Here is a 23,945-nt window from a genome sequence, read left to right as displayed (position 1 = left end):
GATGGATTCAGGCGCCGGCCGGAAGCAACTGGTAGAGCACGGTGCTCATGGTGTTGAAGAGGCCGAAGAAGAGCAGGATCCCCACGACCATGAGCAGCAGACCGGTGAAGAACTCCATCTTCCTGATATGAACCCTGAAACGTTTGAAGAAATCGAGAAAACCGTGGAAGAGAAGGCCCGAGACGATGAACGGAATCCCTAGCCCCGCTGCGTAGCTCCCGAGAAGGAACATGCTTTTGCCGGCCGAACCGGACGTGCCGGCGGCCATGGCGAGGATGGCGCCGAGGATCGGGCCGATGCACGGGGTCCAGCCGGCGGCGAAGGCGATCCCGACGAGGAAGGTGCCGGCAAGGCCGCCCGGTTTGTTGTGCACCTGGATCCTTTTGTCCCCGAGCAGGAGCCCGAAATGGAACAGCCCGGACATGTGGACCCCGAAGAGGAAGATCAGCAGCCCGCCGGCGCGCTGCAGCCAGGTAAGTCCGTCCTTCATGACCGACTGGAAGGTGGAGGAGGCGAGCCCGGCGAGGGCCCCCATGCCGACGAAGACCGCGGAGAAGCCGAGCACGAAGGTGACCGAGTGGATGAGGACGGTCAGGCGCACCTTCCGTGCCGGATGGGCTTCCTGCAACTGCCCGAAGGAGAGTCCCGTTATGTAGGTGATGTAGGAGGGGATCAGCGGCAGCACACAGGGAGAAAAGAAGGAGAGAAAGCCCGCCGAGAATGCGATCCAGAAGGTGATGTCCGAGCCAAAAAAGGTCATTGCTATCCCCCCTCTACAGCGACTTCAGGTAGCTTACGACCTGGGCGGAATCCCACGGGATCCCGCCGGTCACCCGTTGCCGCAGCACTCCCTTGCGGTCGACAATGAAGGTGTCGGGCAGGCGGCTCGCCCCGTAGCGCTGCTGCACGAAACCGTTCGCGTCGCTGAGGAAATCGAAGGCGAAGGGGAGCTTGCGGAACCTTTCCGGCACTTTTTTCTCGACGTTGACCGCGAGGATGACGAGGTCCCCCTTGGGGAAGGCCTTGACCAGCCGGTCCATGGATGGCATCTCGTCGCGGCAGTAGGGGCACCAGGAAGCCCAGAAGTTCACGAGGACGATCTTGCCGCGGTACTGGGCAAGGCTTTTGCCTTCGCCCGCGAGTCCGGGGAGCCTGAAGTCCGGGGCGGGCGCGCCGATCCGGATCGGAGCGACGTCATCCTGGGCTTGGCCCGGTGCTGACACGGTAAGCACCGTCAGGGTCATAAGGCAGGCGCAGATGTAGCGGACCAATCGTTTCATGGTGACGACCTCTCTGATGCGGTTTCCAGTGCGGTGGAATGGTATGGTGCCTCAGGCTGAAGGAGATCTTCAGCCTGAGGCGTTTTTGCAGGATGGTTACTTGTTGGTGAAGGCTTTATCCACGCTGAACGGCATGGCCTGGTAGCCAGTGGTGTCCTTCAGCTGTATCTCGACCGCCGGTTCTTTCTCGCCGTAGTTGAACTCCATGATGTACGGGTTCGGGTCGGTCTTGAACGCGCCGGTGGTGATGTCGAAATCGGCGCCGGCGGTCGCCGAGTAGACGAACACGGAGTCCTTGTCGGCCTGGTATTCGGTGAGCGAGGTTACCGGGCTGTACCAGCCGTTGCCGCGTTCTTTGCCGAACTCCCAGATCTGCTCGACGGTCATCTTCTTCTGGTCGATCTTGTAGATGACGGCGCGGGAGTACTTCATGCTCGGCAGGGCGGGCTGCTCCATGCCGCGGCTGTCGCCGTTGTCGAAGACGCTTACGTAGATGATGTCACCCTTGGACTTGCTGTCGATCTTGAACGCGGTGTGCTGCGTCCAGGTCCAGTCGAAACCGCCCTCGTCGTTTTCGTAACCGGGGCACTTGGAGCCGCCGGCCTCGCATACGATCTTGTTCCCTTTGGCATCAACCGGGGTCAGGAACTTGCCCAGGTATTCTTTCTTCCAACCTTCGGGGCTTCCCAGGATCCACTTCACCTGCTTGTCACGGCCGATCTTGACGACCGCCGACTGGTGGCGGGAGCTGATGATGATGGAATCGTCCTCGGCATCGTGGTCGACGCTGTTCACGTGCGCCCAGTTGCGACCCGGTCCGACGCCGACGATGTCGCCGAACTTGTCGCTCGCGTCCTGCTTGGCGAGTTCCTCGGCGGTCATGGTGTGACCTGCCTTGCTGGCATCGATGTTGAGGCAGACAGCGCCCTGGTCGAGCACCTTCATGTTGACGTCGCGATACGGGTCGAGGATGTCGAAGAGGCGCCACTCGTCCTTGACGAAGCCAGTGGAAGGCTCGACCTCGATGATCACGTCGCGCACGGTGCGGACGTTTCTGCCGTCGGCACGCTTAAGGTTGGAGCTCGCCACGCGGAGGAAGTAGTTGCCGTTGGGGGAGTTGTCCATGGAGTGGGAGAAGTCGTTGTAACCGGCGGGAAGCTCGCGGTTGAAGACTTCCTTGCCCATGATGTCGTACTTCACGTAGCGCTGGCCGAAGCCCCAACTCATGGCGCCGTCGTTGTTCTGCTTGAAGCCCATCATGACGCCTGCGTTGTAGATCGACTTCAGGTCGTAGATGCTGTCGGCTTTCATGTACCAGCGGACTTCGCCCTTGGTGTCGACGATGAAGTTCTGCGGGTAGTAGTTCCACTCAAGGGCGCCGCCGGTCGGGTTGTTCCAGACCGCCCTGGTCCCTTTGCCCGCCTTGTGCAGGAAGTTGTTCACAAAATAAAGTCGGTCGCCGAACTTCTTGTCGACCTTTTTGACGTTAGCCCCGGAGAAGAGGGCGGCCTTCAGCGTCTTGGTGGCGTTCGGCTCGGAATACACCGGAGGGGCGTAGAGGGTGTAGCTTTCCTTGGCCTGCTCCCACTTGCCGTTGAAAAGCTTGGAGTACTCGACTTCGACCGTGTTGACGTAGTCCGCATAAAGACCGAAGACCGGGATGCCGCCGTGGGTCAGCAGATGCTTGTTGGCGACGTGGTATTTGATTTCCTGCCCGTCCGCCTTGGGGACGATGCGCACCGTGACGTCCTTGAGGACGTAGCCGCCGTTTTTGATGATCGCGGTCAGGGGCGCCAGGTCATAGGGGTTCATGATGACCTCGCCCAGTTTCCCCTGGACCTGGTAGTCGACATGCGGGCCGCTCGCGCCACCGATGGCGAAAGCCATGGTCGGGATTGCAGCTCCCAGCATTGCCGAACACAAGACAAGTCGCGCCATTCTTCCGGTTTTCACTGCTGCTGCTTTTCGACAGTTCATACTGTTCTCCTTTTTGTTGTCCGGGGCGGACGCGCCGCCCCTCACGCCGAGATTGTCGTTATGCCAACTTGCCGGTGTAGCTGGACGTTTCTACGTGTGCCGCGGTTTGGCGCTTGCGCACCAAGGTGACGCTCCAGCAGGCTGCCGCCACCAGCAGGGCCAGGAGGATCACGCCGAAGGTGATGACGGTGCACTGCGCCATGTTCATGAAGTGGGTGGGAGGCCAGAGGTACCACCCTTCCGAGTAGAAGTCGGTGATGGCCTTCTGCATGGCGCTCAGCTGCGCCCCGTCGGGAATGATCGGGTTGTCGTAGCCGCAGTCGCCGGTCGGCTTGAACCATTCCGGGGACCACTTGTCCAGCGGCAGGTGGAACGGGAAGGTGGGCTCCGGGGAGCACCCCTGCACGCCGAAGAGGTCATCGCTGTGGGCGGCGTGGTGGATCTTGTTGAGTTTGATGCTGTAGAGGACGCCTTTGAAGCTTCCCCAGATGGCGAACAGGTAGCCGACGATCTTCAGGCCGGGATTCGAGGGCTTGATGGCCGCAAGGATGCCGCCGAAGGCCATGGCGAAGAAGGCGAGCCTTATGTAGACGCACTGCTCGCAGGGTCTCATGTAGAGCCAGATCTGGAACACGGAGTGGGCCAGGATGACCATGAACAGGCTGAGCCCCGCCATGAGGATCCAGAGAAAACGCTTGTCCTGCCACTGGCTGATGGTTCCTACCGGGTCCGACCTGAAGCTGCCGATCATTTCTGAGAGTTTCACGACGTGCCTCCTTATTTGGTCTTCAACTCGTTGATGAGCTTCAGCATGCCGTCTATGGAAGTGATGCTCTTGGTCATGACGAGGTACTTGCCGTTAACGACGAAGCCGGGAACGCCTTGGACCTTGGCGACGTCATAGGACTGGTCCCACTCTTTGAGCAGCGCCTTGACCTTGGGATCCGCTTTCGCCTTGTCGAACTCAGCCTTGCTCATGCCGACTGCGTCGAGACCGGTCTTCAGGTAGGCGTCGGGACCCGCATCCCAGCGTTCCTTCTTATCGTGGTAGGCGGTGTAGTAGGCCATCTTGGCCTTTTTCAAGAGGGATTTCTCGGTGTAGAGATCACGGTCGGAGAGGCCGGCTTTCTGATCCTTGAGCAGCAGCACGGCAAAGAGCTCGCTGCCCTGGACGCCGTACTTGCCCTTGGTTTTCAGATGGAAGGGGCGGAACTTCAGATCGCTCGGCAGCTTGGGAACCAGGTTCGGAGTGATCTTCTTGTCGTACTTGTAGCAGAACGGGCAATCGTAGCTGAACACCTTGATCAGGGTCCCCTGGGCGTTCGGGATCGGTTTCGCCAGCTTGACGTAATCGGTCCCCTCGGTGAAGGCGAAGCTGGTGCCGGCGAGAAGGGCTACCAGTGCGAAACTCTTGATGATGGTTTTTGCGAATTTGAACATGACCTGTCTCCTTTGTAGCGTATGGTTGTTACTGCTGATCCTGGCTCCGTTTCCTCTCGTGTGACATCCGATCCGTCGCGTCCCTCCTTTCTTTTGAGGCCTGCCGGTACAGCGTTGCCCTGTTTTGGTTTGAAAAAATAAACTCTAATCACTCAATCAAGCGCCACATCCACAAATTTCCCAACTTTTGGTTTTTATCAGTAGCATATGTTGCTTTTTAGTTTATTTAACAAAACCAAAAGCAGAGTGTCAAGCAGTTTTTATCAATTTTTTTTCGCACAGGTTGCGCCCACGTATCTCACAGGGGCTTGTCGTGCTGGCAGCGGGGTGGACGCCTCTGTTTCAGTCCAATAAAAACAGGAAATTAAGTCACGTGGCAGGCTACATCATGAGAGTGGGGGAATGTTGCTATGACAGGGTTAGGGTACTGTCGAGGGGGCAAGATAGTGCGAATGGAGGGGCGGTCGGGAAGATTTGTATGCCTTCCCCTACTTTTTGGTTTACATATATTGTTATAACGAAGTAAACTAAACTGGTTTTTAGGCTGGGCCGCTGCGACAGGAAGCCGGGGTGCGCCACGGGGACCGGTTCGCGATCGGGAGTGAAGGGAGGGACGCAACAGTGAAAAGGTTTCTGGAAGCAAGCAAGAACCGTATCGTGATCGTCACCTACGTCCTGCTCTTCTGCATGTTCTGCTTCTTTTCCCTGATGGATCTGCACAAGAGGACGTCCGACTACGCCTACTTCGCCAACAAGATCAACAGTTTCATAAAGAACGCGCACGACAGCGAATCGGAATATCTCTGCTCGCGGCTGGTCAGCTACGTATCCACGATTGCAAAGGAGAAGCGCTTCGCCGAGTTGCTGCAGACAGGTAACGAGGAGTCGCTCCAGAAGGTGGCCGAGCCCGTTTTCCAGGATTTCGGCAAAAGGTACGTTCCGGTTATTTCGGTGCTGATCTATGACGGCAACGGGAAACTTAGATTTCACATGACGCCGCCATCCGTCCTGCATGACCCGGCGCAGTTCAAACCGAGCGTCGGCAAAGAGGTCTTCGCCACCAAGAAATATTCCTACGGATACGAGAGCAATATCGTCCCCCTCTACTTCTGCACGGTCCTTCCGGTGCGGGACGCTCAGGGCAATGTGGTAGGAACCATCGAGATCGGGGTCGACGTTTCATTTTTTCACTACAACCTCAAGTGGTTCTTCAGTGACGTCAGAACAGCCATCTTTTCCAGGGGCAAATTAATCGACAGTAGCAGTGGATTTAGGCCAAATTCAGCCGAGTTTGTCTATGACTACTACCGCAGGCTAAAAGCCAACGACGCCGAGTTCTTCAACCAGTTCAAGGACAGAATAGACTTCCGGCGGAGCAGAAACGACATACAAATCGGCGACAGGTACTACCTGGTCAGTACCTCCCAGGTCCTGCGCAACAACGCGGGTCGCGAAGTCGGCAAGTACCTCGTTGCCTACGACATGACCGAACTGCGGCTCCGGCACTGGGGCTATTTCTACGTCTGGTTGCTGTTCTTCGCCATCACCGCATGCGTCATGCTGTGTATCAACATGGTCGGGTTCAGAAAGTACGAGCGCATCATCACCGAGCAAGGCAACATGCTGGCCCAGCGCTCCAAACAGTGCGCCCTCGGCGAGATGCTGGGGCACATCGGACATCAATGGAGGCAACCGCTCTACAACCTGTCGCTGATCGTTCAGAACATCGGGTTGCAGAACCAGTTCGGCAAACTGGACGACACCCTGCTCAACAACCAGATCACGCAGGCGAACCAGAACATTCAATACATGTCGAACATCATAGATGACTGGCGATCGCTGCTGATGTCGGGCAGCAGCCGGACGATGATCGACCTGCAAGCATCGGTCGAGCGGGCCATCTCGATGGTCGCCCCGGTCATGGAACAAAGCCGGATCACCATCGACAACCGGATCACAGCGCCGGTGCATGCCATGGGCTTCGTCAACGACCTGGTGCAACTGACCATCAATGTGCTGTTGAACGCCCGGGATCAGCTATCCCTGGTGGCGGGCGACCGGTTCATCCTGCTTTCCTGCAGCGAGGAGGCGGGAGGCCTGGTGACCGTGACCTTCCAGGACAATGGGGGGGGGATTCCGGAGCATCTGCTCAAGCGTATCTTCGAGCCGTACGTGACCACCAAGGACAAGGGCGACGGCACGGGGCTCGGACTCTACCTGTGTCACCAGATCGTCAGCAATCTTGACAAGGGCAAGGTGTGGGCGGAGAACAGGTCCTTTGAGCTGCAGGGGAAAGACCTGCACGGGGCCTGCATCTGTGTGCAATTCGCCAGAATAACCGAAGGGGGATAATGTGAACGTAACCGCGTTGCAACAAATGACGATTCTTTTTGTGGATGACGAGGAGACGGCCAGAGAGCAGATGAAGCTGGTACTGAGCAGTTTCAGCAAAAACACGATCTGTGTCGGCAGCGCCGATGAGGCCCTGCATGCGCTGGAAGAGCATCACCCGGACATTGTGCTGACCGACATCCGCATGCCCGGCATGTCCGGTCTCGAACTGCTCAATGCCATAAAGCAGAAGATGCCGGCGGTTGCGGTGGTCATGGTTTCGGCCCATTCGGAGTCGGAGTACCTGCTCGACGCTTTCCGCTACAAGGCTGACGGCTACCTCTTGAAGCCGTTCAATTTCCACGACATGCTGGAGCTCCTTTCCGACCTGGCGATCAGGAAGGTAACCGAGGGGAAAGAGTCGAACAACGGGGTGGAAAAAAAGGAGTTCGTCCTCAAGATCCTGGATACCCTCGGTGGCAGGCGCGCCGAAATTATGGAGTACGTCCTGAACCACCTTGACGCGGACAACACGTTCCATGGCACGTACGACGAGGTGGCGGAGGCCCTGAGCGCCAGCAAACCGACCGTCGTCGCCACCTTCCAGATTATGCTGGAAAAGAACGTGCTGACCCGGATCAAGTACGGGACCTACCGGATGAACATGGATGTTTCGGAGTAACCCTCTTTCCGTGCCAACAGGTCAGTGGCACGCGTCTCAAGCCGGAGCCGTCGGTCGCTACGACACCGCACCTTGAAAAGCCGGATCGGCAACGACTTGATGAACTGCTGCGCCAAGTGAGCCAACTCCTCGTTACTGCGTCTTTCACGTAGAGATTAGGAATTGACAAGAAAACAGCGAAGGAATACGATGCACCCGCGTTCGACCGCGTCTTGGCGGCCCAAACATGGAGTGAACTGCTTTTTATGCAATGAATTGTTGAGCGGGGGATGCACCGATGGCAGCCGAAGTGCTTTTCGTGGATGACAACAAACTGATACTGCAGCACTCCATGGACCTGTTCAGGTCGCACGGCATCGAACTGCTCACCGCCGGGGACGCGGCGGAAGCCCTGGAGCTGTTCCGCCACCACGAGATAGCGGTAGTGGTCTCGGACAACCGGATGCCGGGCATGTCCGGCCTCGACTTTCTCTCCGAACTGCGCCAGCTTTCCCCGGACACCGTCAAGGTGCTCATCTCCTCCTACGTCGACCTCGCCACCGCACTAGCCGCCATCAACAGCTCGGAAGTGTTCCGCTACCTCTTGAAACCGTGGAAGGAACAGGAAATCCTGGACGTGGTACAGGAGGGGCTCAGGCGCTACCGGACCGTGCAGGCCATGAGGCGGGAGGACGAGGCGGTGCTGCGCTCCCTGGCCCAGACCATCGAGCTCAAGGACCCCAGCACTAAGGGGCATTGCGACCGGGTGGCGGTGTACGCCCTCCTGATTGCCGACGCGATGGGACTCTCCAAGGACATCCTGCGCCAGATCAAGTACGGCAGTTGGCTGCACGATTGCGGCAAGATTGGCGTTTCCGAGATGATCTTGAACGGCAGCGGCCGGCTCAACGATGACGAGTTCGAAACCATGAAGCTGCACACCGACTGGGGCGCCGACCTGGCGGAAAAGGCACGGCTCTCGGAACTGGCCAAGAACATCATCCGCCACCACCACGAGAAGTACGACGGGACCGGCTACCCGCTGGGGCTGAACGGGGAGGAGATCCCGCTGGAGGCGCGCATCGTCTCCGTGGCGGACATCTATGACGCGCTCACCATGGACCGCTCCTACCGCAAGCGCTATCCCGAGGCCGAGGCCCGGGAGATGGTGCGCTCGATGAGCGGGGCAGCGCTCGACCCGGGCATAGTGGAGGTGTTCCTGAAGGTGGTCCCGGAGGGAGCCCTCCCCTCTTCCGAGGAAGTGCTCGGGGAGGCCCCGCTGAACCAGATCGCCCCAAAAGAGGCAGACCTCAACCTCCTGCGCGCCTTGGCCTAGGGCGACTCATCTCCCCGCGACGGGGAACCATCTGCGCACCACGAAACTCTTGGCCCCGGCGCTCCCCTTAGGGAAGCTGTCCGCGGGCTTTCTCGTTTTCATGATCTGCCTGACCAGCTCGAGCCTGGGCGTGATCATCACCCCGCTGGGCTTCCCGCCGCACCCCATCCTGCTTTCGATGATGGAATCGTCATCCAGCACCACCATCACGTGTCCGTTCCAGACCAGGAGGTCCAGGGGCTTCAGTTTCGCCGCGATTAGCTCGGCGGTTAGCCCCGCCACCGGCACCGCCTCGCCGTAGCCGATCAGGGTCGACGTGTTGCGCGGGGTAAAGCCGTCGGTCGCCTGGTAGAGGAGCCCGGAGCAGTCCACCCCCGCCAGCGGGTCCCCCTGCGGGTAGTACTTGCGCAAAAGCGGAACACCGTCCTTCACGTTGCCCCCCCAGACGTAGGGCTTACCCAGCGCCGCCAACAGTCGTTTTTGGATCTCGGCCAGTTCCGGGAGGTGCGGGCGACGCTCCTTAGTGTCAGCCCCCGCCGCTTCAACGAAACGCGCGTCGATGAACAACCCCGTTTTGGAGTGATAGGGATAATCGTTGCTGGTCACCCGCAGTATCTTGACGCCGTTTTGCTCCAGTCCCCTCTCCACCGTAAAGAGGGTGCCCGGCAGGGCGACGAACTCAATCGGGCGCACCCCGCGACAGGGGTCGAGCTGCACCTTGCCGCTGAAGCTGCCAGCGAAATCGGGGGTGTTGAGCACCGGGGCGTAAGAGACGGCGACCACCTTTCTTAGAGAGGCACCGGAGGCGGTACGGTTGGAAATGGGAATGGCGACCAGGGCAAGGGCTATGACGGCAAGGAGAAGAGTCTTCATGACCTACCTCGTGTCAGGACCGGCGGGAGCGGCTTGGGGCCGGAACCCGGCCGGCAGAAGTGCGGCTGGGGCCGCGGGTTGTGGCGCGGACGGAACCGCGATCACTCGGCGAAGGCGGCGGCAAGCGGCATGAGATGCACCTCCGTCCCCTTCAAGAGCGGCAGCGCAAGCTTGATCCCCTTGGGCTCGTTACCGTTGCCGTGCACCAGGATGAAGCTGCCGCGGCGCGGTTGCTCCCCCTTGGCCAGCCAGGCGTCGGCGCCGATGGGTACCAGGGCAAGTTCGCCCAGCAGTTTCATCGCGGCGCCGTCGGAAACCAGCCCGGGAAAGCGGAAGAAGGGGGAAGGAACCAGGCCGCGTGCCAGGAGTTCCTGCTCCACCTGCAGCACCTCGGCGCGGAGGTCGGTGCCCGGTGCCAGCAGGAAGTTGTCGGCCAGGGGCGCCTTCGGATCGTAGTGGTGGTGCCAGGAGTGGTTCACCCAAGTGACCGCCAGCCTACCCGCCGCCACCTCCCCCTTCAGATAGGCGACTTCATCCGGGTGGGTCCCCAGCCAGAGCCCGGTCACCATGACGGCCACCGGGACCGCCTTGCCGTGGCCGAGTGCCTCGGCGACCTCGAACAGCTCACGCTCGAAGGGGCGCTTCGAGGGGCAGAGATCGACGGTGAGGAAAAAGCCGTCAACCGCGGAATCGGCGCGGGTGGCGCCCCCGTTTTGCAGCCGGTACGGGGGAGCGGTGTAGCGCGTGACAGCGCGGCCCAGCCGCGTGGCGTGGAAGTCTTCCTCCTTCCGGGGGACCAAGTCCGCTGCCGGGAGGTCATAGCTCTGCAGGGTTGCGGCATCGACCACCAGCCGGTGCGGAACCCCTTCCTCCTTGAAGCTCCTGACGGCCCACAGCGCCCGGCCGTTACGGTCGACAACCGGCTCGCGCAGGGCGCGGTATTCGGTAATCTGCCGGGCATGGGCGGCGTGGGGCGCGGCAATGTACAACGGGAGGAAAAGAAGCAGGAAACGAAGAAGACGCATGGCGGACTCGGGGCTCAGTGCGGGCGGCCGCGGGTGCGGCGCTAGGCCAGCACCGAGCGGAGCGCGGCATCGATCTTGTCGACGTCGACGCGGGTATTGAAGCAGGGGCCGAAGGGGCGATCGTTGAGTACCCCGATCACCGGGAGGGGGTAGCAGTCCTTGATGCCGGAGGTGAGATCACGTTCGCAAGCGACCGCCAGGACCAGCTTGGGGCGCTTCTCGATGATGACCTTGCGCGCCAGCGTACCGCCGGTCGCCACGGAGATGTCGACACTGTACTTGCGGGCCAGGTCGGCTAGCCCCATGATGTCGCAGCGACCGCAGCGCAGGCACTTGTCGATTTCGCCGGTGACCTTGATCTCGCACTCGGCGAGCTGCAGGCAGTGGGGGAGCAGGATCAGGATCCGGTCCGCCTTGATCTTCAGACGTTGGGAAACCACCAGGGAGTTGTTCATGGCCACGAAGGACTGGCGGATGGTGTCCTTGGAGATGCCGCACAGCCTGCCGATCTGCTCGATAAGCGGGAGCAGGAACTTGATCACCACCCCGCGCATGAACTTCGTGCCAAGGATGTCCTTCCCAAGGGCAGTAGTGAGCACCAACAGGACGGTCCCCAGGACGGCGATGCCGGAGAGGACGGCGAAAACCATCCCTACCACGCGCGGCAGGTCCGGGTGGATGTTGGCCAGGCCCATGGTCGGGATGTACCACCCCAAGTAGATGAGCCCCACCACCAACAGGCAGGTCACCCCCATTAAGGCCACGAAGAGCCGCTTCTGGGGCGGCTTCTGATATGCGCCCTTATGCCCCAACTGCGCCATCCTTCCTGCCCAGCAGCGAACCGGCCGGCACTTTGTACCCGGCGAGGAAATCACCGGCGGCCATCCGTTTCTTCCCTTCCAGCTGCAGCTCGCGGATCAGCAAGCTCCCCTCGCCGCAGGCGACCTCGATGCCGTCGCGGCCGGCGGAGACCACCTCGCCCGGCGTACCGGTTCCGGCGGCGGTCTGCACCTTGTACACCTTCAACAGCTTATCGTCGAGGTAGCTGAAGGCGCCGGGCCACGGGGTCATGCCGCGCACCTGGTTCTTGATGTCGCGGGCGCTCCTGGTCCAGTCGATGAGGCCGTCCTCTTTCTTCATCATCGGGGCGTAGCAGGTGAGCGAGTCGTCTTGCTTCTCCGGGGTCAGTTCCCCGGCCACCAGCCGGTCCAGGGTCTGGGCCAGCAGTTCCGCGCCCAGCAGCGACATGCGGTCGTGCAGGCTCTGGGTGTCCTCGTCCGGGTCGATCGGGGTGGCGCTCTTCAGGAGCATGTCGCCGGTGTCGAGGCCGACGTCCATCATCATGGTGGTCACCCCGGTCTCATCCTCGCCGTTGATGATGCACCAGTTGAGCGGCGCGGCGCCACGGTAGCGCGGCAGAAGCGAGGCGTGCACGTTGATGCAGCCGTGTTTGGGGATGTCCAGAAGCGCCTTGGGGAGGATCTGCCCGAACGCGATCACGACGATCAGGTCCGGCTCCAGGGCGCGGATCTGCTCGATGGACTCCGGCAGGCGCACCTTCACCGGCTGCAGCACCGGGATGCCGTGCTGTTCGGCCACCACCTTCACCGGCGGCGGCAGAGTCTGCTGCCCCCTCCCCTTGGGACGGTCGGGCTGGGTGACCACGGCCACCACGTTTTCACCGCGCTCGATCAGGGTGCGCAGGGTCGGGCAGGCGAATTCGGGGGTTCCCATGAAGATAATGCGCAAACCGGTCATCGAAGCTGCTCCTTTGCCTCTTCCTGGGCGCGCTGGTAGCGCTTGCGGAAAATCCCCTTCTTGAGCGGGGAGAGGTGGTCTATGAAGAGGACGCCGTCCAGGTGGTCGATCTCGTGCTGGAAAGCGATGGCCAGGAGGTCGTCGGCGCGGATCACCACCTCTTCACCATCGAGGTTCAGCATCTTCACCACCACGCGGGCATGGCGACGCACGTTGGCCGAAAACTTGGGTACCGACAGGCACCCCTCCTCCTCGTAGGCCTCGCCTTCGGCATGGACGATCTCGGGGTTGATGGCGACAATCAGCTCGGGGCTCTCGTCCTGGCTCGAAACGTCGATCACCACGATGCGTTGGTGCACCCCGATTTGGGGGGCGGCCAAGCCGACACCGGGGGCGTCGTACATGGTCTCGGCCATGTCCCGCACCAGCTCGCGGGTCTTTTCGTTGATCACGGTAACCGGCAGGGAGCGTTTCTTCAGCTCCGGATCCGGATAGGTCAATATTTTTCGCAGCATATGTCCGTCCTTTGCTTTGGGGCTATCCGAGTCACTATACTAAAGGTATTAGGGAAAAATCAACGACATACTCATGAGGGAGGGAGCGTTACGGGACCGCCGAGCAGCACCGCCTCGCGTCAAAATCCCGGCGTTCGGGGGGCAAAGTCAAAATCACGACGGTCAAAAAAACCGTTTCTGCCGGACCTACTCCTGCAATTCCGGAAACTTAACGGCAGGGAACACCTCTTGCTTGTTACAAGGCGCGACAGGCAACCGCAGGGGGAAAACATGAGGCAGCACGCAGTGGCAGCATCGACAATATCCAACGCAGGGAAAACGGCAGTGCCCCCCCTTCTTTCAGCAGCAGCCCTGCCGCATCTCTTGGCCCGTGGGCGCTCCGACGCACCGTCCCGTATGCCGGCCAGGCGCCCGCGCCGCCTCTGGGGGCGCGAGGACGGCTTCACCATGGCGGCTCCCCGCTAGCCCCCCCTGAACACCACTAGACAATTCTGGTAGACACCCCACCATTGCGGCACTAGCGCCGCGTCACCAGTCTTTGCCCGAGAAGGCGCGCCTTGTCCAGCACCCGCTGTCCGGCATCCTGGCGTTCTTCCTTCGCCGCGAGCCCCACGAACACTGTCCCCACGCACGTGGCTCCCAGCAGTTCCGCGCTCTGCTTCAGCGTCTTCACGACCGGCGTGAACAGCCGCGCCAGAAAGCCCGGTGCCGCGCTCGCCGCCACCAGCACCGCCCGCCTCGGTTTCTCCTTGCTGCGCACCTTGGGAGCGGGCACTCCCCAGGGCCAGTAGGCGTAGCAGACCAGCCGCTCCACGAAACGCTTGGTCAGCGCCGTGACCGAGCCGAAGTTGGTTGGCGAGGCAAGTACCAGCGCGTGGCACCCATCCACCAGATCGAGCACCCGCGCCATCTCGTCGGCGATGGGGCAGATGCCGCGCGCGCCTCCCGGCGACTGGGTGCAGAGCCGGCAGTTGGTGCAGAACTCGACGTGGGTATCGAGGAGGTAGACCTTCTCGACCTGCGCGCCGGCATCAGTCGCCCCGGCGAGGACCGCGTCCACCACCTGGTCGACCATGCCTCCCTTGCGGTAGCTTCCTACGATGGCGACCACCTTTACTGCGTCACCCATTACGCCTCCGACAGCCAACCTACCCGCGGCACGGGTACCCGCCGCACTCCTGCTCGGGCAACGCCCTCACCCCTGCCCCTCTCCCGGAGGGCGAGGAAAAACAATCGGCGGCAGGGACTACTTAAGCAGGGACTACTTACTTTACGTCCGCTTCCCGCGCCGCCTGTTCGGCCTGCGCCTTGCGCTCCAGCTTTCTCCTGCGGCGCCCGCCCAGGAAGGATTCCTCGATCACGATGAAAACGAACAGCACGATAAAAAGGGCGAAGATGACGCCCAGGATCTTGAACAGCAGGGTCATGTTGCAGTTGCTCCTTACCTAGTTGCGGTTGCCCGGGGAGCCGGACCGGCTGGCTACTATACCGATCCGGAACAGGGTGTCAAGGCAAACCCGCTAGCCGTTGCCGGTGAGCTTCTTCCAGCCGCTGCCGGCCAGCTCCAGCACCCCGTCCATGGTGCGCCGGTAGAACTTCTTGACCGGGATGCGGTTCACCAGGATCTCCTCGCCGCTCTTCTCCAGGCTCACCGACTCCCCGGATTTCAGCTGCACGATCTCGGCGTAGTGCTCGCCGCCGACGCCGAACAGGAAGGAGTGGCGCTGGCCGTGGGCCAGGCACGAAACGATCAGGATGATCCCTTCCGGGTCACCGGTCTTGAAGTCGAAGCGGGTAGTGGCGGCGACGAAGCGCCCCTGCACCGGCTCGCCGTTCAACAGTTCGTTAACGCTCAGGTTCTTGGGCTTCATGCGCCCCAAAGGCGGCAGCCCCCACGGGGAGATATCGGGGTGGGAGCGCTGGCGGTAATGGCTGGTGCGCTCCAGCAGGGTCACCACGTTGTTGTTGATCGGCCCGCCGATGGAATGGGCGAGCCCCATCTGGAACCTGCCGCCAGTGATCAGGCGGTGGTTCTCGACGATCTGGATCATGCCGGTGGCGCCCAGCGGGTGGCCGCGCCCCTTGAGGCCGCCGGTGATGTTGGTGGGGAAGCTGCCAAACTCGCCGGTCAACTCGTCGTTCAAAAGCGCCTCGAGGATGCGGCGCCTGGGAACGAAGCCGAGGTCCACCATGTTGATGGGACCGAAGCCGTTAAAGGGGTCGTGCATGTTGACGTGGATCTTGCCGGCGAAATCGGTGATCTTTCTGATGCCGGCCATGGCGTAGGCCTCCGCGGCGGCGCGCACCGTGGCGGGGAAGCTGTGAAAGTAGGGGCGGTCGGCGATGGTGGGGATGTCGGTGGCGCTCCCCACCCCGGAGACGATCACCTCGTGCGGGGTCGCGGAGAGGAGCACCGCGGCCACCCCGTCGGACATGGGGCAGAAGTCGTGGTAGCGCAGGGGCCACCAGTAGCGGTAGTTCTTGCCGGTGACGATCTGGCGGTAGTACTCCTCAAGCGGAATCTCGAAATTGAGGTGGGCGTCGGGGTTCCTAGCGGCGAAGCGGTGCGCCCTCTGGGTCAGGAGCGCGGAGAAGGCGGTCCACTCTTCGGTGGAGAGCTTCAACCGCTCGATCAGCGAGCGGGCCACCAGGGCGCCGCAGGCGGGCATGGAGAGACCGAACTCCGCCTCGTCCTTATCGATCACGCCGGCGACGATGCGGGTCGCCTGGCCGGTGGAAACGTCGCTCATCTTCTGGATGCCGATGGCGAGCACGTGGTCGCAGCGCCCGGAGGCAATCTGCAGGTAGGCGTACTCCAACGCCGAGGCGCCGGAAGATGAGGCGGTGTCGATCAGCACCGACTTGGCCCCGGAGATGCCGAGCACGCCGGCGATCTTGGCGGCGGTGTTGTCCACCCCGGAGAAGGCGACCGGGTTCTGGCACCCGACCACGACGGCACCCACCTCGGAGCGGCGGATCCGGCTCCCGGCGAACACTTCCCCCGCCTTTTCGGCCATCTCCAAGAAGCTCAGCGCCTCACGCTCGCGACCGTTGTAGCGCCCCACAGGGGCGGCATACGAGGAGGCGACGTACACCTCCCTGGGTTTGAATTGCTGCGTCACGGATCCCTCCTGCAACGGGCGTCCCGCCGCCGTGCGGCGGCGGAATAGCCTTGCCAGCGCCCGCCCACTCTGCTATGTATTAGAACGCTGTCACAACATATCACTCAAGGTGGTTTTCATGGTAGAGAAAATTAAGAATATTGTTGTATTTGTCAAGGACATCAAAGCCGCGCGCCGTTTTTATCGTGAGCAGCTGGGCCTTGCGGCCGGGCAGGAGACCGAGTACATGATGGAGTTTCTCCCCGCCGAGGGAACCGGCCTGGGTGTGTCGCTCGCCATGCACGAGGCGGCGCAGAAGCTGGTCGGTCGCCACACCGGCATCACCTTCACGGTCAAGGGGCTCGAGGAGCTCTACGCAAAGCTCACCCGCGAGGGGGTCCGCTTCACCGAGCCGCTGGAGAAAAGCCCGTGGGGCAAAATGGCGGTTGTCGCCGATCCGGACGGCAACGAATTCGCCCTGGTGGAAATGTGAAAAAGGTTCTGACCGCCGCCCTGCTCCTTTTGGGCGCCGGCTCGGCGGCCCTGGCCGCCCTCCCCACGCCGCGCCCCTACAGCGGGTGCGGCGTCCTGATCCTCAAAGAGGGGACGGGATGGCCACTGGAGAGCATCGCGCTGTACCAGGAACCCGGCGTGCAGCGGGTCGCCGAGACGAGGCCCCAGGCGCTGCCGCGCCTGTCCGGAGATGACGCGGAGCCGCTTTTGGCGGCGAGCGAGCGGCGCGGCGACTGGGTCAGGGTGGCGCTGGACGAGGCAGGGCGTCAGGGGTGGCTGGCAAAGGCGCGCGGCTGGGAGTACCGCGAGTGGCGAGATTTCCTCCCCGGGCGCACGGTGCGCCTGCTCCCGGGCCTGAAAAAAGAGTGGTACCAGCTGCGGCTGGCACCCGGCGGCGACGCGAGCGCCGCCCCGCCGCTGTCCCGGGACCGGGAGGTCAGGGTGCTCGAAGTGGAAAAGGAGTGGGCCAGGATCGAGACACCGGCCGGGTGGCTGCGCTGGCGCGACCCCGACGGCCGGCTCACCGTCTCACTTAAGTACGACACAAAACAGAAAAACCATTGACATTGATATCCCTGCATGTTATTTGAGGCGTCATGTATACTAACAACGTTACATCACGTGGCTCCGTCCACGCGGCAGCAGCGGCCAGACCCTTTTAGAGCCGCCACTGCTGATTAGAAAATTAGATTTCTACTGAAGGCCGTGGGGGACCCCCACGGCCTTTTTTTATACAAAATTCGCTTTAGTCCGGCAGATACATACACATCAGGGGGAAAAGAATGCGCAACGAAATAGTCACTCCCGGCGCGGGAGAACTGACCTACGAAATCCGAAACATCGTCACCGTAGCCGAAAAAGTGCAGCGCCTCGGGGTGAAGATCAACTGGGAAAACATTGGAGACCCTATCGTCAAGGGTGAGACCATCCCGCTCTGGATGAAGGAGATCGTAGCGGCCGAAGCGATGCACGACGAGAGCTACGCCTACTGCCCCACCCGCGGTGTGCTGGAGACCCGCGAGTTCATCTGCAGCATCACCAACAAGCGGGGCGGCGCGCAGATCACCCCGGATGACATCATCTTCTTCAACGGCCTGGGCGACGCTATCGCCAAGGTCTACGGGAACCTCAGGGCCGAAAGCCGCGTGCTGATGCCGTCGCCGACCTACACCACCCACTCCATCGGCGAAGCCGCCCACGCCAACGCGGTCCCGGTCTGCTACCGACTGAAGCCCGAGGACAACTGGTACCCGGACATGGAAGACCTGGAGTGCCACGTCAAGTACAACCCGCAGATCTCGGGCATCATGCTCATCAACCCGGACAACCCGACCGGCATGGTCTACCCCCCCGAGGTGCTCAAGCAGATCGTGGCTATCGCCAAGAAGTACGACCTGTTCCTGATCGCCGACGAGGTCTACAGCAACATCGTCTATAACGGCGAGCACACCGTTCCCATCTCCGACGTGATCGGCGAGGTGCCGGCCATCGCCATGAAGGGGATCTCCAAGGAACTCCCCTGGCCCGGCTCGCGCTGCGGCTGGATCGAGGTCTACAACGGCGAGCGCGACTCGCGCTTCAAGAAGTTCGTCAACTCCATCCTCTCCTCGAAGATGAACGAGGTCTGCTCCACCACGCTGCCGCAGCGCTGCCTGCCGGCCGTGATGAAGCACCCGGAGTACCATAACTACCTGAACGAGCGCATCGGCCGCTACGAGAAGATGAGCAACATCATGTACGACGCGCTGTCCAAGATCCCGGAACTGTCGGTGAACCGCACCAACGGCGCCTTCTACATGGCGGTCCCTTTCAAGCCCGGCGTCCTGAACAACACGCAGAGCCTGCCGATCCAGAACCCGGACATCCGCGCGCTGGTGGAAGGGATCGTGAACCAGCCGGGTGTTGCGCCGGACAAGCGCTTCGTCTACTACATCCTGGCCCACACCGGGATCTGCGTGGTGCCGCTCTCCTCCTTCAACACCGAACTGCTCGGCTTCCGCGTCACGCTGCTGGAGCGCGACGAGGAGGAGTGCCGCAAGATCTACCGCACCCTGACCGACAACATCGCCGCCTACCTCGCCTCCTAGCGAGGGAGCGGCTTCCCCCCTCTCTGTCCCTCCCCCTCCGGGGGGAGGGAACCTCCTCGACCGTCTCCCCAGCGCCCTCCCTTCGGACCTCCCGCCTTCCCTCGTGTGCTGCCACAGGGGAGACCTCTGCGCTCCTCTCCCCTGCGGCACCCCTTTTTTACCGCAAGTGGACGTCCACATTGACTATTGAGCTGCAGTTATGCTATCCATTCTCCATTTGGGCAACATCCTCATCACCTTAGGGGTTCAGATGGCCTCGGTTGCACCGGAAAGAAAGCGGTCGGCGGCAAACGCCCGCGGCGTGGCACATGCTTAGCGGCATAACTGGCAGCGTCGAACCGGATATCGCCCCTGACACCTTCGAGGTCATCGGGCGCATCCTGAAAGCCCGCTCGGGGTTCACCCTGGACGGCTACAAGGACAAATGCGTCAAGCGGCGCATCCACATCCGCGTCCGCGCCACCCACTCCCCCTCCCCCGAGGCGTACGGCGAACTCCTTACCCAGAGCACGGCGGAACAGGACCACCTGCTCCGGGTGCTTACCATTCACGTTTCCCACTTCTTCAGAAATCCCACCGTCTTCGAAAAGCTGGGCAGCGAGATCCTACCTGAGCTGCTCGAGCGGTGCGATCAGGTGCGAGCCATCAGCGTCGGTTGTGCCGGCGGGGAGGAGCCCTATACACTGGCGCTGCTCATAAAGGAGCGTTTCCCCGAGGCGGCCGACGCGGGACGGGTCACCATACTCGGGGTGGACGTGGACAGCGGCATCCTGGAGCAGGCGCGGGAAGGGGTGTACCATCCGGACCGGCTGGCGGAGGTCTCACCCGAGCTTTTGGAGCGCCACTTCTCCCCCGAGGGGGGACGCTACCGCCTGAGGAGCGAGATTCGCAGCCACGTCCTTTTCGAGCACGCGGACCTGAACCACCGGCAGGGGTGGGACCCCTGCGACCTGATCCTCTGTCGCAACGTGCTGATCTATTTCGAGAGGGAGCGGCAGGAGACCATCCTGAACGGTTTCGCCGACGCCCTTTCCCCCGGAGGCTACCTGGTGCTGGGCAAGGCCGAGACCCTTTTCGGCACCGCCCGCAAGCGCTTCCGGACCATTTGCCCGGTGGAGAGGATTTACCGGGCCCTGTAGCCCCACCGATTTTCGAGCAGGAAAAGGAGCACGCCCACTATGTACATCCAGATCGGCTACAAGTTCATCCTCGGCTTTCTGGCCGTGGTCGCCGCTGTCGTCTTCGTTCCTTCCGCCGTGCAGCACCTGCAGTACTCACCGGAGCTTACCAGCGTCCTCTCCTACACGGTGGCGCTTACCGTGGGTCTCATCCTGGGTTCCTTCTTCTCCCGGAGCTTCACCAAAAACATCTCCCTTCTGACCGGCGCCACCGAGGCCATCAGCCAGGGGGACCTCTCCCGGGACCTGGAGTTTCCGGCCACCCGCTTCCCCGACGAGACCCACTCCATGGCGGTCTCAATCAACACCATGCAGGAGAACCTACGCACCCTGGTGCGCCAGATCAGGCAGACCTCGGAACAGGTCTCCGAGTCCTCGCGCACCCTCTCATCCAGTGCCCTGGAGATCAACGCCTCTACCGAGGAGGTGGCGCAGGCTATCGAGAGCATCTCGGGCGGCGCCGAGAACCAGGCCGAGATGCTGGCCAAAAGCGCCAAGGTGATCCACGAGATGGCGATCTCGGTGGACCTGGTGGCACGGCGAGCCAAGGAGACGGCCAAGGCGGCCCGGGAGACCAGCCTCACCGCGCAAAAGGGGGGCGAGCTGGCCACCGACTCGGTGGAGCGGCTGAAGAGCTTCTTCGACTCCGTGGAACTGATCAGCATGCAGTTCATGGATCTAAACGGTAAGCTGCAGCAGGTGGGCAAGATCGCCGACTTCATCGTGGAGATGTCGCGGCAGACCAACCTGCTCGCCCTGAACGCCTCCATCGAGGCGGCCCGCGCCGGTGAGTACGGCAAGGGGTTCGGCGTGGTGGCCGAGGAGGTGAGAAAGCTCGCCGACGGCAGCGCCAAGAGCGCCACCGAGATCGTGGAACTGATCGACCTGGTCAAGGTAGAAAGCCGCAGGGTGCAGGAAACCATCACTGACAGCTCGCGCGGCATCATCGTGGGAAAGAAGAACCTCGACACCACCGCGGACGCCTTCAAGGAGATCTTGGCCACCGTCGTCGAGACCGAGAGGAAGGCCAACTCCATCGCCGACCTGTCCCAGATGCAGACCACCGGCGCAGCCAAGATGGTGAGCATGGTAGACGAGATTGCCAAAGTGGCCGAGGACAACGCGGCCTCCACCGAGGAGGTTTCCGCCGCCACCGAAGAGCAGCACTCGGCCATGCAGGAGATGGTGTACCAGACCCAGGAGCTCGCGAAGCTCGCCGACGAGCTGCTGCGCTCCGTGGAGCGCTTCCAGGTCGAGCCTGAGACCGCACCGGAGCCCGAGGCGTGACCGCCGAACGCCTGCTCCTGTTCAGCGCGGCGCGGCAGCTGTTCGCCCTGAACCTGCAGGAGGTCTGCGAGGTGATGGAGCCGCAACAGTGCTATCCCTTTGCAGGAGCGCCGCCGCACTACCAGGGTCTGATCAATTTCCACGGCAATCTCACGGCGCTGGTGGACCTGGCCGGCTACCTTCGCCTGCAGGGGCGCCCGGTACCCGGTAAGATCCTGGTGATCGACACCAGGCTCGCCCACCTCGCCCTCAAGGTGGAGGCGGTAGGATCTATCCTTGATGCCAGCAGCATCACCGGCGCGAGCTCCCACGAGGACCCGCTCACCGAGGCGCTGCTCGAGACGCCGCAGGGGAGCGTTCGGCTGCTCCGCCTGGAGGCGCTTTTAAATGGCCTGGAGGAGGAGCTGCAGGAATGCGCCCCCAACAATGCCAAACCAGGAGGTAGCTGATGGCCTTGAAGGTCATGATAGTTGACGACTCCCTGTTCATGAGGAAGATGCTGCGCGACATCCTCGTGGAAGAGGGTTACGAGATAGCCGACGAGGCAAGCGACGGCGTGGAAGCCGTGCAGAAATACAAGGAGTGCCTCCCCGACCTGGTCACCCTGGACATCGTGATGCCCAACAAGACCGGCATCGAAGCGCTGCAGGAGATCATGGCCTACGACGCCGGTGCCCGGGTGGTGATGTGCTCCGCCATCGGCCAGGAGGCGCTCACCACCGCCGCGACCAACGCCGGCGCCAAGGCTTTCATACTGAAGCCGTTCAATCCCGAGCTGGTAACCCGGGTGCTCAGGGAAGTGGCCCAGGGGTAACCGAATGGACATGTCGCAGTACAAGGCCCTCTTCCTCTCGGAATCCCGGGAGTACCTGCGCACCATCGCGGAGCAGGTAGTGGCCCTCGAGCAGTCACCCGGGGAGCGCAGCGCCGTGGACGCCTTGTTTCGCGGTGCCCACTCGCTCAAGGGGATGGCTGCCTCCATGGAGTACGGCGACGTGGTGGTGGTGGCCCACAGCATGGAAGACCTGATGGCGCGCGTGCGCGACGGGGCGGTCCCGTTCATCGCCGACGTAGCCGATCTGCTGCTGGAGGGGGTGGACCTGATCGACGTGCTGCTCCAGGACGTGGAGCAGGAGCGTCCGTCCACCCTCCCCACCGGCGACTATGCACAGCGGCTGGCGATCTACACCCCGGCGCCCCCCAAGGCGCCCCCGGCGGTGCCCAAAGCGGGCTCGGCCGACCACGCGGAGCCGCAGGGACCTGCGGCCACCAACGCAGTACCCGCACCCCACTCCGCTACATCCAGCGCGGCTGCGGACGCTGCCCCCCCTGCCGCCGCCGAGGCGGAAAAAGCCAAGGAACCGGCCGGCGAGGCGGGGGGCACGGTGCGGGTCAAGACCGAGTTGCTCGACCACCTGATCAACCTCACCGGCGAACTGGTAACCAACAAGCAGCGCCTCTTGACCATCGCCGGCGAACTCGCCTCCCCGCCACTGAACGACGCCATCTCGGAAACGGCGAAGCTGTTACGCTCCCTGCACGACGAGGTGATGAAGGTGCGCCTGATGCCGTTCGAGGCGATCAGCGACCGTTTCCAGCGATCGGTGCGCTCGGTGGCCAAGAAAAGCGGCAAAGAGATCCTCTTCGAGCTGACCGGCCGTGAAATCGGCCTCGACCGCGGGATGCTGGAGCAACTCGTCGATCCCCTGAACCACATCCTGAGAAACGCCGTGGACCACGGCATCGAGGAGAGCGGCGAGCGGGAACGGGCCGGCAAGCCGGCGCGGGGGACGGTGTGCCTCGCGGTGACCCGGGACCGGGACCGCATCCAGATCACGGTACGCGATGACGGCAGGGGCATGGAGCCCGCGACCATGATCGCCGCAGCCGTCGCAAAGGGTATCCTGACACCCGAAGAGGGAGAGCTCCTCTCGCCGCGCCAGGCGCTCATGCTCTCCTGCATCCCCGGCTTCTCCACGGCCAAGGAAGTGACCGACCTCTCCGGACGCGGGGTCGGGATGGACGCGGTCAACGCCGCCATCCAAAAGCTTGGCGGTACCCTGGGCATCGAGTCTGAGCCGGGCGTTGGCACCACCATCACGCTCAGGCTCCCGCTCACCATCGCCATCATTCACGCCCTCGTGGTGCAGGTGGGCCAGGTGAAGGCCGCCATCCCCGTGAACGCGGTGCAGCGCACCGTAGAGCTGTCCCGGCGCCAGATCGAGACCATGGGCAAGCGGCAGATTTTCCAGCTCGACGGTGAGGCGATCCCGCTGTTGTCGCTGAACCGGGTGCTGGGGTTGCCGCTGGGGCGCTTCCCGGACGGCATCCTCCCCCTGTTCGTGACCGAGGCGCGCGGGCGCCGGGTCGGCATCGTGGTGGACCGACTCCTGGGCCAGCACGAGCTATTTGTTAAGCAACTGGGGCGACCACTTTCCAAGTTGGCCGGCGTGGCCGGCGGCGCAACCCTGGGCGACGGCGAGATCGTCGCCATACTCGACTTGGCCGGGCTGCTGTAAAGCCTGCCAACCGTTTCCCGTTCCTTACCAGCCGTTCCCACCGGGGCCGGCTCACCTGCGGAGG

Annotated in this window: 25 protein-coding genes; 12 read left to right on the top strand and 13 right to left on the bottom strand. The window is 62.3% G+C overall.

The window, feature by feature from the left end:
* Positions 1-7: 7 nt before the first annotated feature.
* The 5 genes from K7R21_RS18320 to K7R21_RS18300 all read right to left on the bottom strand — a co-directional run bounded on the left by K7R21_RS18320 (position 8) and on the right by K7R21_RS18300 (position 4,697).
* Positions 8-760: a cytochrome c biogenesis CcdA family protein gene (locus K7R21_RS18320; RefSeq protein WP_224984729.1), complete on the bottom strand. Its 753-nt coding sequence runs from the start codon at positions 758-760 to the stop codon at positions 8-10.
* Positions 761-773: 13 nt separating this feature from the next.
* Positions 774-1,280 (bottom strand): TlpA family protein disulfide reductase, encoded by a 507-nt coding sequence (locus K7R21_RS18315; protein WP_224984728.1) that lies wholly within the window; start codon positions 1,278-1,280, stop codon positions 774-776.
* Positions 1,281-1,376: 96 nt separating this feature from the next.
* Complete coding sequence (locus tag K7R21_RS18310) at positions 1,377-3,257, bottom strand: aryl-sulfate sulfotransferase (RefSeq protein ID WP_224984727.1); 1,881 nt, start codon at positions 3,255-3,257, stop codon at positions 1,377-1,379.
* Between the two features lie 58 nt (positions 3,258-3,315).
* Positions 3,316-4,023, bottom strand: coding sequence for a protein-disulfide oxidoreductase DsbI (gene dsbI, locus K7R21_RS18305; protein WP_224984726.1), 708 nt, complete (start codon positions 4,021-4,023; stop codon positions 3,316-3,318).
* A gap of 11 nt (positions 4,024-4,034) precedes the next feature.
* Positions 4,035-4,697: a thiol:disulfide interchange protein DsbA/DsbL gene (locus K7R21_RS18300; RefSeq protein WP_224984725.1), complete on the bottom strand. Its 663-nt coding sequence runs from the start codon at positions 4,695-4,697 to the stop codon at positions 4,035-4,037.
* A gap of 621 nt (positions 4,698-5,318) precedes the next feature.
* Here K7R21_RS18300 and K7R21_RS18295 point away from each other — a divergent pair.
* The 3 genes from K7R21_RS18295 (at position 5,319) to K7R21_RS18285 (ending at position 9,025) form a co-directional block, all read left to right on the top strand.
* Positions 5,319-7,049 carry an ATP-binding protein gene (locus K7R21_RS18295; protein WP_224984724.1) on the top strand — a complete coding sequence of 577 codons (1,731 nt, stop codon included), beginning with the start codon at positions 5,319-5,321 and terminating at the stop codon, positions 7,047-7,049.
* A 25-nt stretch (positions 7,050-7,074) separates the two neighbouring features.
* On the top strand, positions 7,075-7,710 hold the full coding sequence (locus K7R21_RS18290) for a response regulator (RefSeq protein WP_224984723.1): 636 nt from the start codon (positions 7,075-7,077) through the stop codon (positions 7,708-7,710).
* Between the two features lie 277 nt (positions 7,711-7,987).
* Positions 7,988-9,025, top strand: coding sequence for an HD-GYP domain-containing protein (locus tag K7R21_RS18285; RefSeq protein WP_224984722.1), 1,038 nt, complete (start codon positions 7,988-7,990; stop codon positions 9,023-9,025).
* Between the two features lie 6 nt (positions 9,026-9,031).
* Here K7R21_RS18285 and K7R21_RS18280 read toward each other — a convergent pair whose 3' ends face one another.
* From K7R21_RS18280 to def, 5 genes are all read right to left on the bottom strand, one after another.
* Positions 9,032-9,898, bottom strand: coding sequence for an NlpC/P60 family protein (locus K7R21_RS18280; RefSeq protein WP_224984721.1), 867 nt, complete (start codon positions 9,896-9,898; stop codon positions 9,032-9,034).
* A gap of 101 nt (positions 9,899-9,999) precedes the next feature.
* The gene (locus tag K7R21_RS18275) at positions 10,000-10,923 is read right to left on the bottom strand and encodes a polysaccharide deacetylase family protein (protein ID WP_224984720.1); all 924 of its coding nucleotides are present in this window, start codon (positions 10,921-10,923) and stop codon (positions 10,000-10,002) included.
* 41 nt (positions 10,924-10,964) lie between these two features.
* Positions 10,965-11,735, bottom strand: coding sequence for a DUF116 domain-containing protein (locus K7R21_RS18270; RefSeq protein ID WP_318248351.1), 771 nt, complete (start codon positions 11,733-11,735; stop codon positions 10,965-10,967).
* A complete protein-coding gene (gene fmt / locus K7R21_RS18265) occupies positions 11,725-12,681 on the bottom strand; it encodes a methionyl-tRNA formyltransferase (protein WP_224984718.1) in 957 nt (318 codons plus the stop codon). The genes K7R21_RS18270 and fmt overlap by 11 nt, the downstream gene beginning before the upstream one ends.
* Positions 12,678-13,196 (bottom strand): peptide deformylase, encoded by a 519-nt coding sequence (def, locus tag K7R21_RS18260; protein WP_224984717.1) that lies wholly within the window; start codon positions 13,194-13,196, stop codon positions 12,678-12,680. The genes fmt and def overlap by 4 nt, the downstream gene beginning before the upstream one ends.
* Before the next feature lie 270 nt (positions 13,197-13,466).
* Here def and K7R21_RS18255 point away from each other — a divergent pair, with 270 nt between their 5' ends.
* Positions 13,467-13,661: a hypothetical protein gene (locus tag K7R21_RS18255; protein WP_224984716.1), complete on the top strand. Its 195-nt coding sequence runs from the start codon at positions 13,467-13,469 to the stop codon at positions 13,659-13,661.
* A gap of 52 nt (positions 13,662-13,713) precedes the next feature.
* Here K7R21_RS18255 and K7R21_RS18250 read toward each other — a convergent pair whose 3' ends face one another.
* The 3 genes from K7R21_RS18250 to K7R21_RS18240 form a co-directional block, all read right to left on the bottom strand.
* Positions 13,714-14,325: a flavodoxin family protein gene (locus K7R21_RS18250; RefSeq protein ID WP_224984715.1), complete on the bottom strand. Its 612-nt coding sequence runs from the start codon at positions 14,323-14,325 to the stop codon at positions 13,714-13,716.
* Between the two features lie 136 nt (positions 14,326-14,461).
* Positions 14,462-14,623 carry a hypothetical protein gene (locus tag K7R21_RS18245; protein ID WP_224984714.1) on the bottom strand — a complete coding sequence of 54 codons (162 nt, stop codon included), beginning with the start codon at positions 14,621-14,623 and terminating at the stop codon, positions 14,462-14,464.
* 93 nt (positions 14,624-14,716) lie between these two features.
* Complete coding sequence (locus K7R21_RS18240) at positions 14,717-16,318, bottom strand: thiolase family protein (RefSeq protein ID WP_224984713.1); 1,602 nt, start codon at positions 16,316-16,318, stop codon at positions 14,717-14,719.
* A gap of 118 nt (positions 16,319-16,436) precedes the next feature.
* On the opposite strand from K7R21_RS18240, the gene K7R21_RS18235 reads away from it, so the two are divergent.
* The 8 genes from K7R21_RS18235 to K7R21_RS18200 all read left to right on the top strand — a co-directional run bounded on the left by K7R21_RS18235 (position 16,437) and on the right by K7R21_RS18200 (position 23,881).
* Entirely contained in the window at positions 16,437-16,790 is a 354-nt protein-coding gene (locus K7R21_RS18235; protein WP_224984712.1) for a VOC family protein, read from the top strand.
* Positions 16,787-17,374 carry an SH3 domain-containing protein gene (locus K7R21_RS18230; protein ID WP_224984711.1) on the top strand — a complete coding sequence of 196 codons (588 nt, stop codon included), beginning with the start codon at positions 16,787-16,789 and terminating at the stop codon, positions 17,372-17,374. The genes K7R21_RS18235 and K7R21_RS18230 overlap by 4 nt, the downstream gene beginning before the upstream one ends.
* A gap of 218 nt (positions 17,375-17,592) precedes the next feature.
* Positions 17,593-18,897, top strand: a complete 1,305-nt coding sequence (locus K7R21_RS18225; RefSeq protein WP_224984710.1) for a pyridoxal phosphate-dependent aminotransferase — start codon at positions 17,593-17,595, stop codon at positions 18,895-18,897.
* A 308-nt stretch (positions 18,898-19,205) separates the two neighbouring features.
* The gene (locus K7R21_RS18220; RefSeq protein WP_224984709.1) at positions 19,206-20,036 is read left to right on the top strand and encodes a CheR family methyltransferase; all 831 of its coding nucleotides are present in this window, start codon (positions 19,206-19,208) and stop codon (positions 20,034-20,036) included.
* Positions 20,037-20,075: 39 nt separating this feature from the next.
* Positions 20,076-21,362, top strand: coding sequence for a methyl-accepting chemotaxis protein (locus tag K7R21_RS18215; RefSeq protein WP_224984708.1), 1,287 nt, complete (start codon positions 20,076-20,078; stop codon positions 21,360-21,362).
* Positions 21,359-21,811, top strand: coding sequence for a chemotaxis protein CheW (locus K7R21_RS18210; protein WP_224984707.1), 453 nt, complete (start codon positions 21,359-21,361; stop codon positions 21,809-21,811). Before K7R21_RS18215 ends, K7R21_RS18210 begins: the two co-directional genes overlap by 4 nt.
* Positions 21,811-22,176, top strand: coding sequence for a response regulator (locus K7R21_RS18205; RefSeq protein ID WP_224984706.1), 366 nt, complete (start codon positions 21,811-21,813; stop codon positions 22,174-22,176). The genes K7R21_RS18210 and K7R21_RS18205 overlap by 1 nt, the downstream gene beginning before the upstream one ends.
* A gap of 4 nt (positions 22,177-22,180) precedes the next feature.
* On the top strand, positions 22,181-23,881 hold the full coding sequence (locus tag K7R21_RS18200) for a chemotaxis protein CheA (protein WP_224984705.1): 1,701 nt from the start codon (positions 22,181-22,183) through the stop codon (positions 23,879-23,881).
* The last annotated feature ends 64 nt before the right edge of the window (positions 23,882-23,945 follow it).

Source organism: Geomonas agri, from assembly GCF_020179605.1.
GTDB classification, from domain to species: domain Bacteria; phylum Desulfobacterota; class Desulfuromonadia; order Geobacterales; family Geobacteraceae; genus Geomonas; species Geomonas agri.
This window is presented reverse-complemented; position numbering and strand designations above follow the sequence as displayed.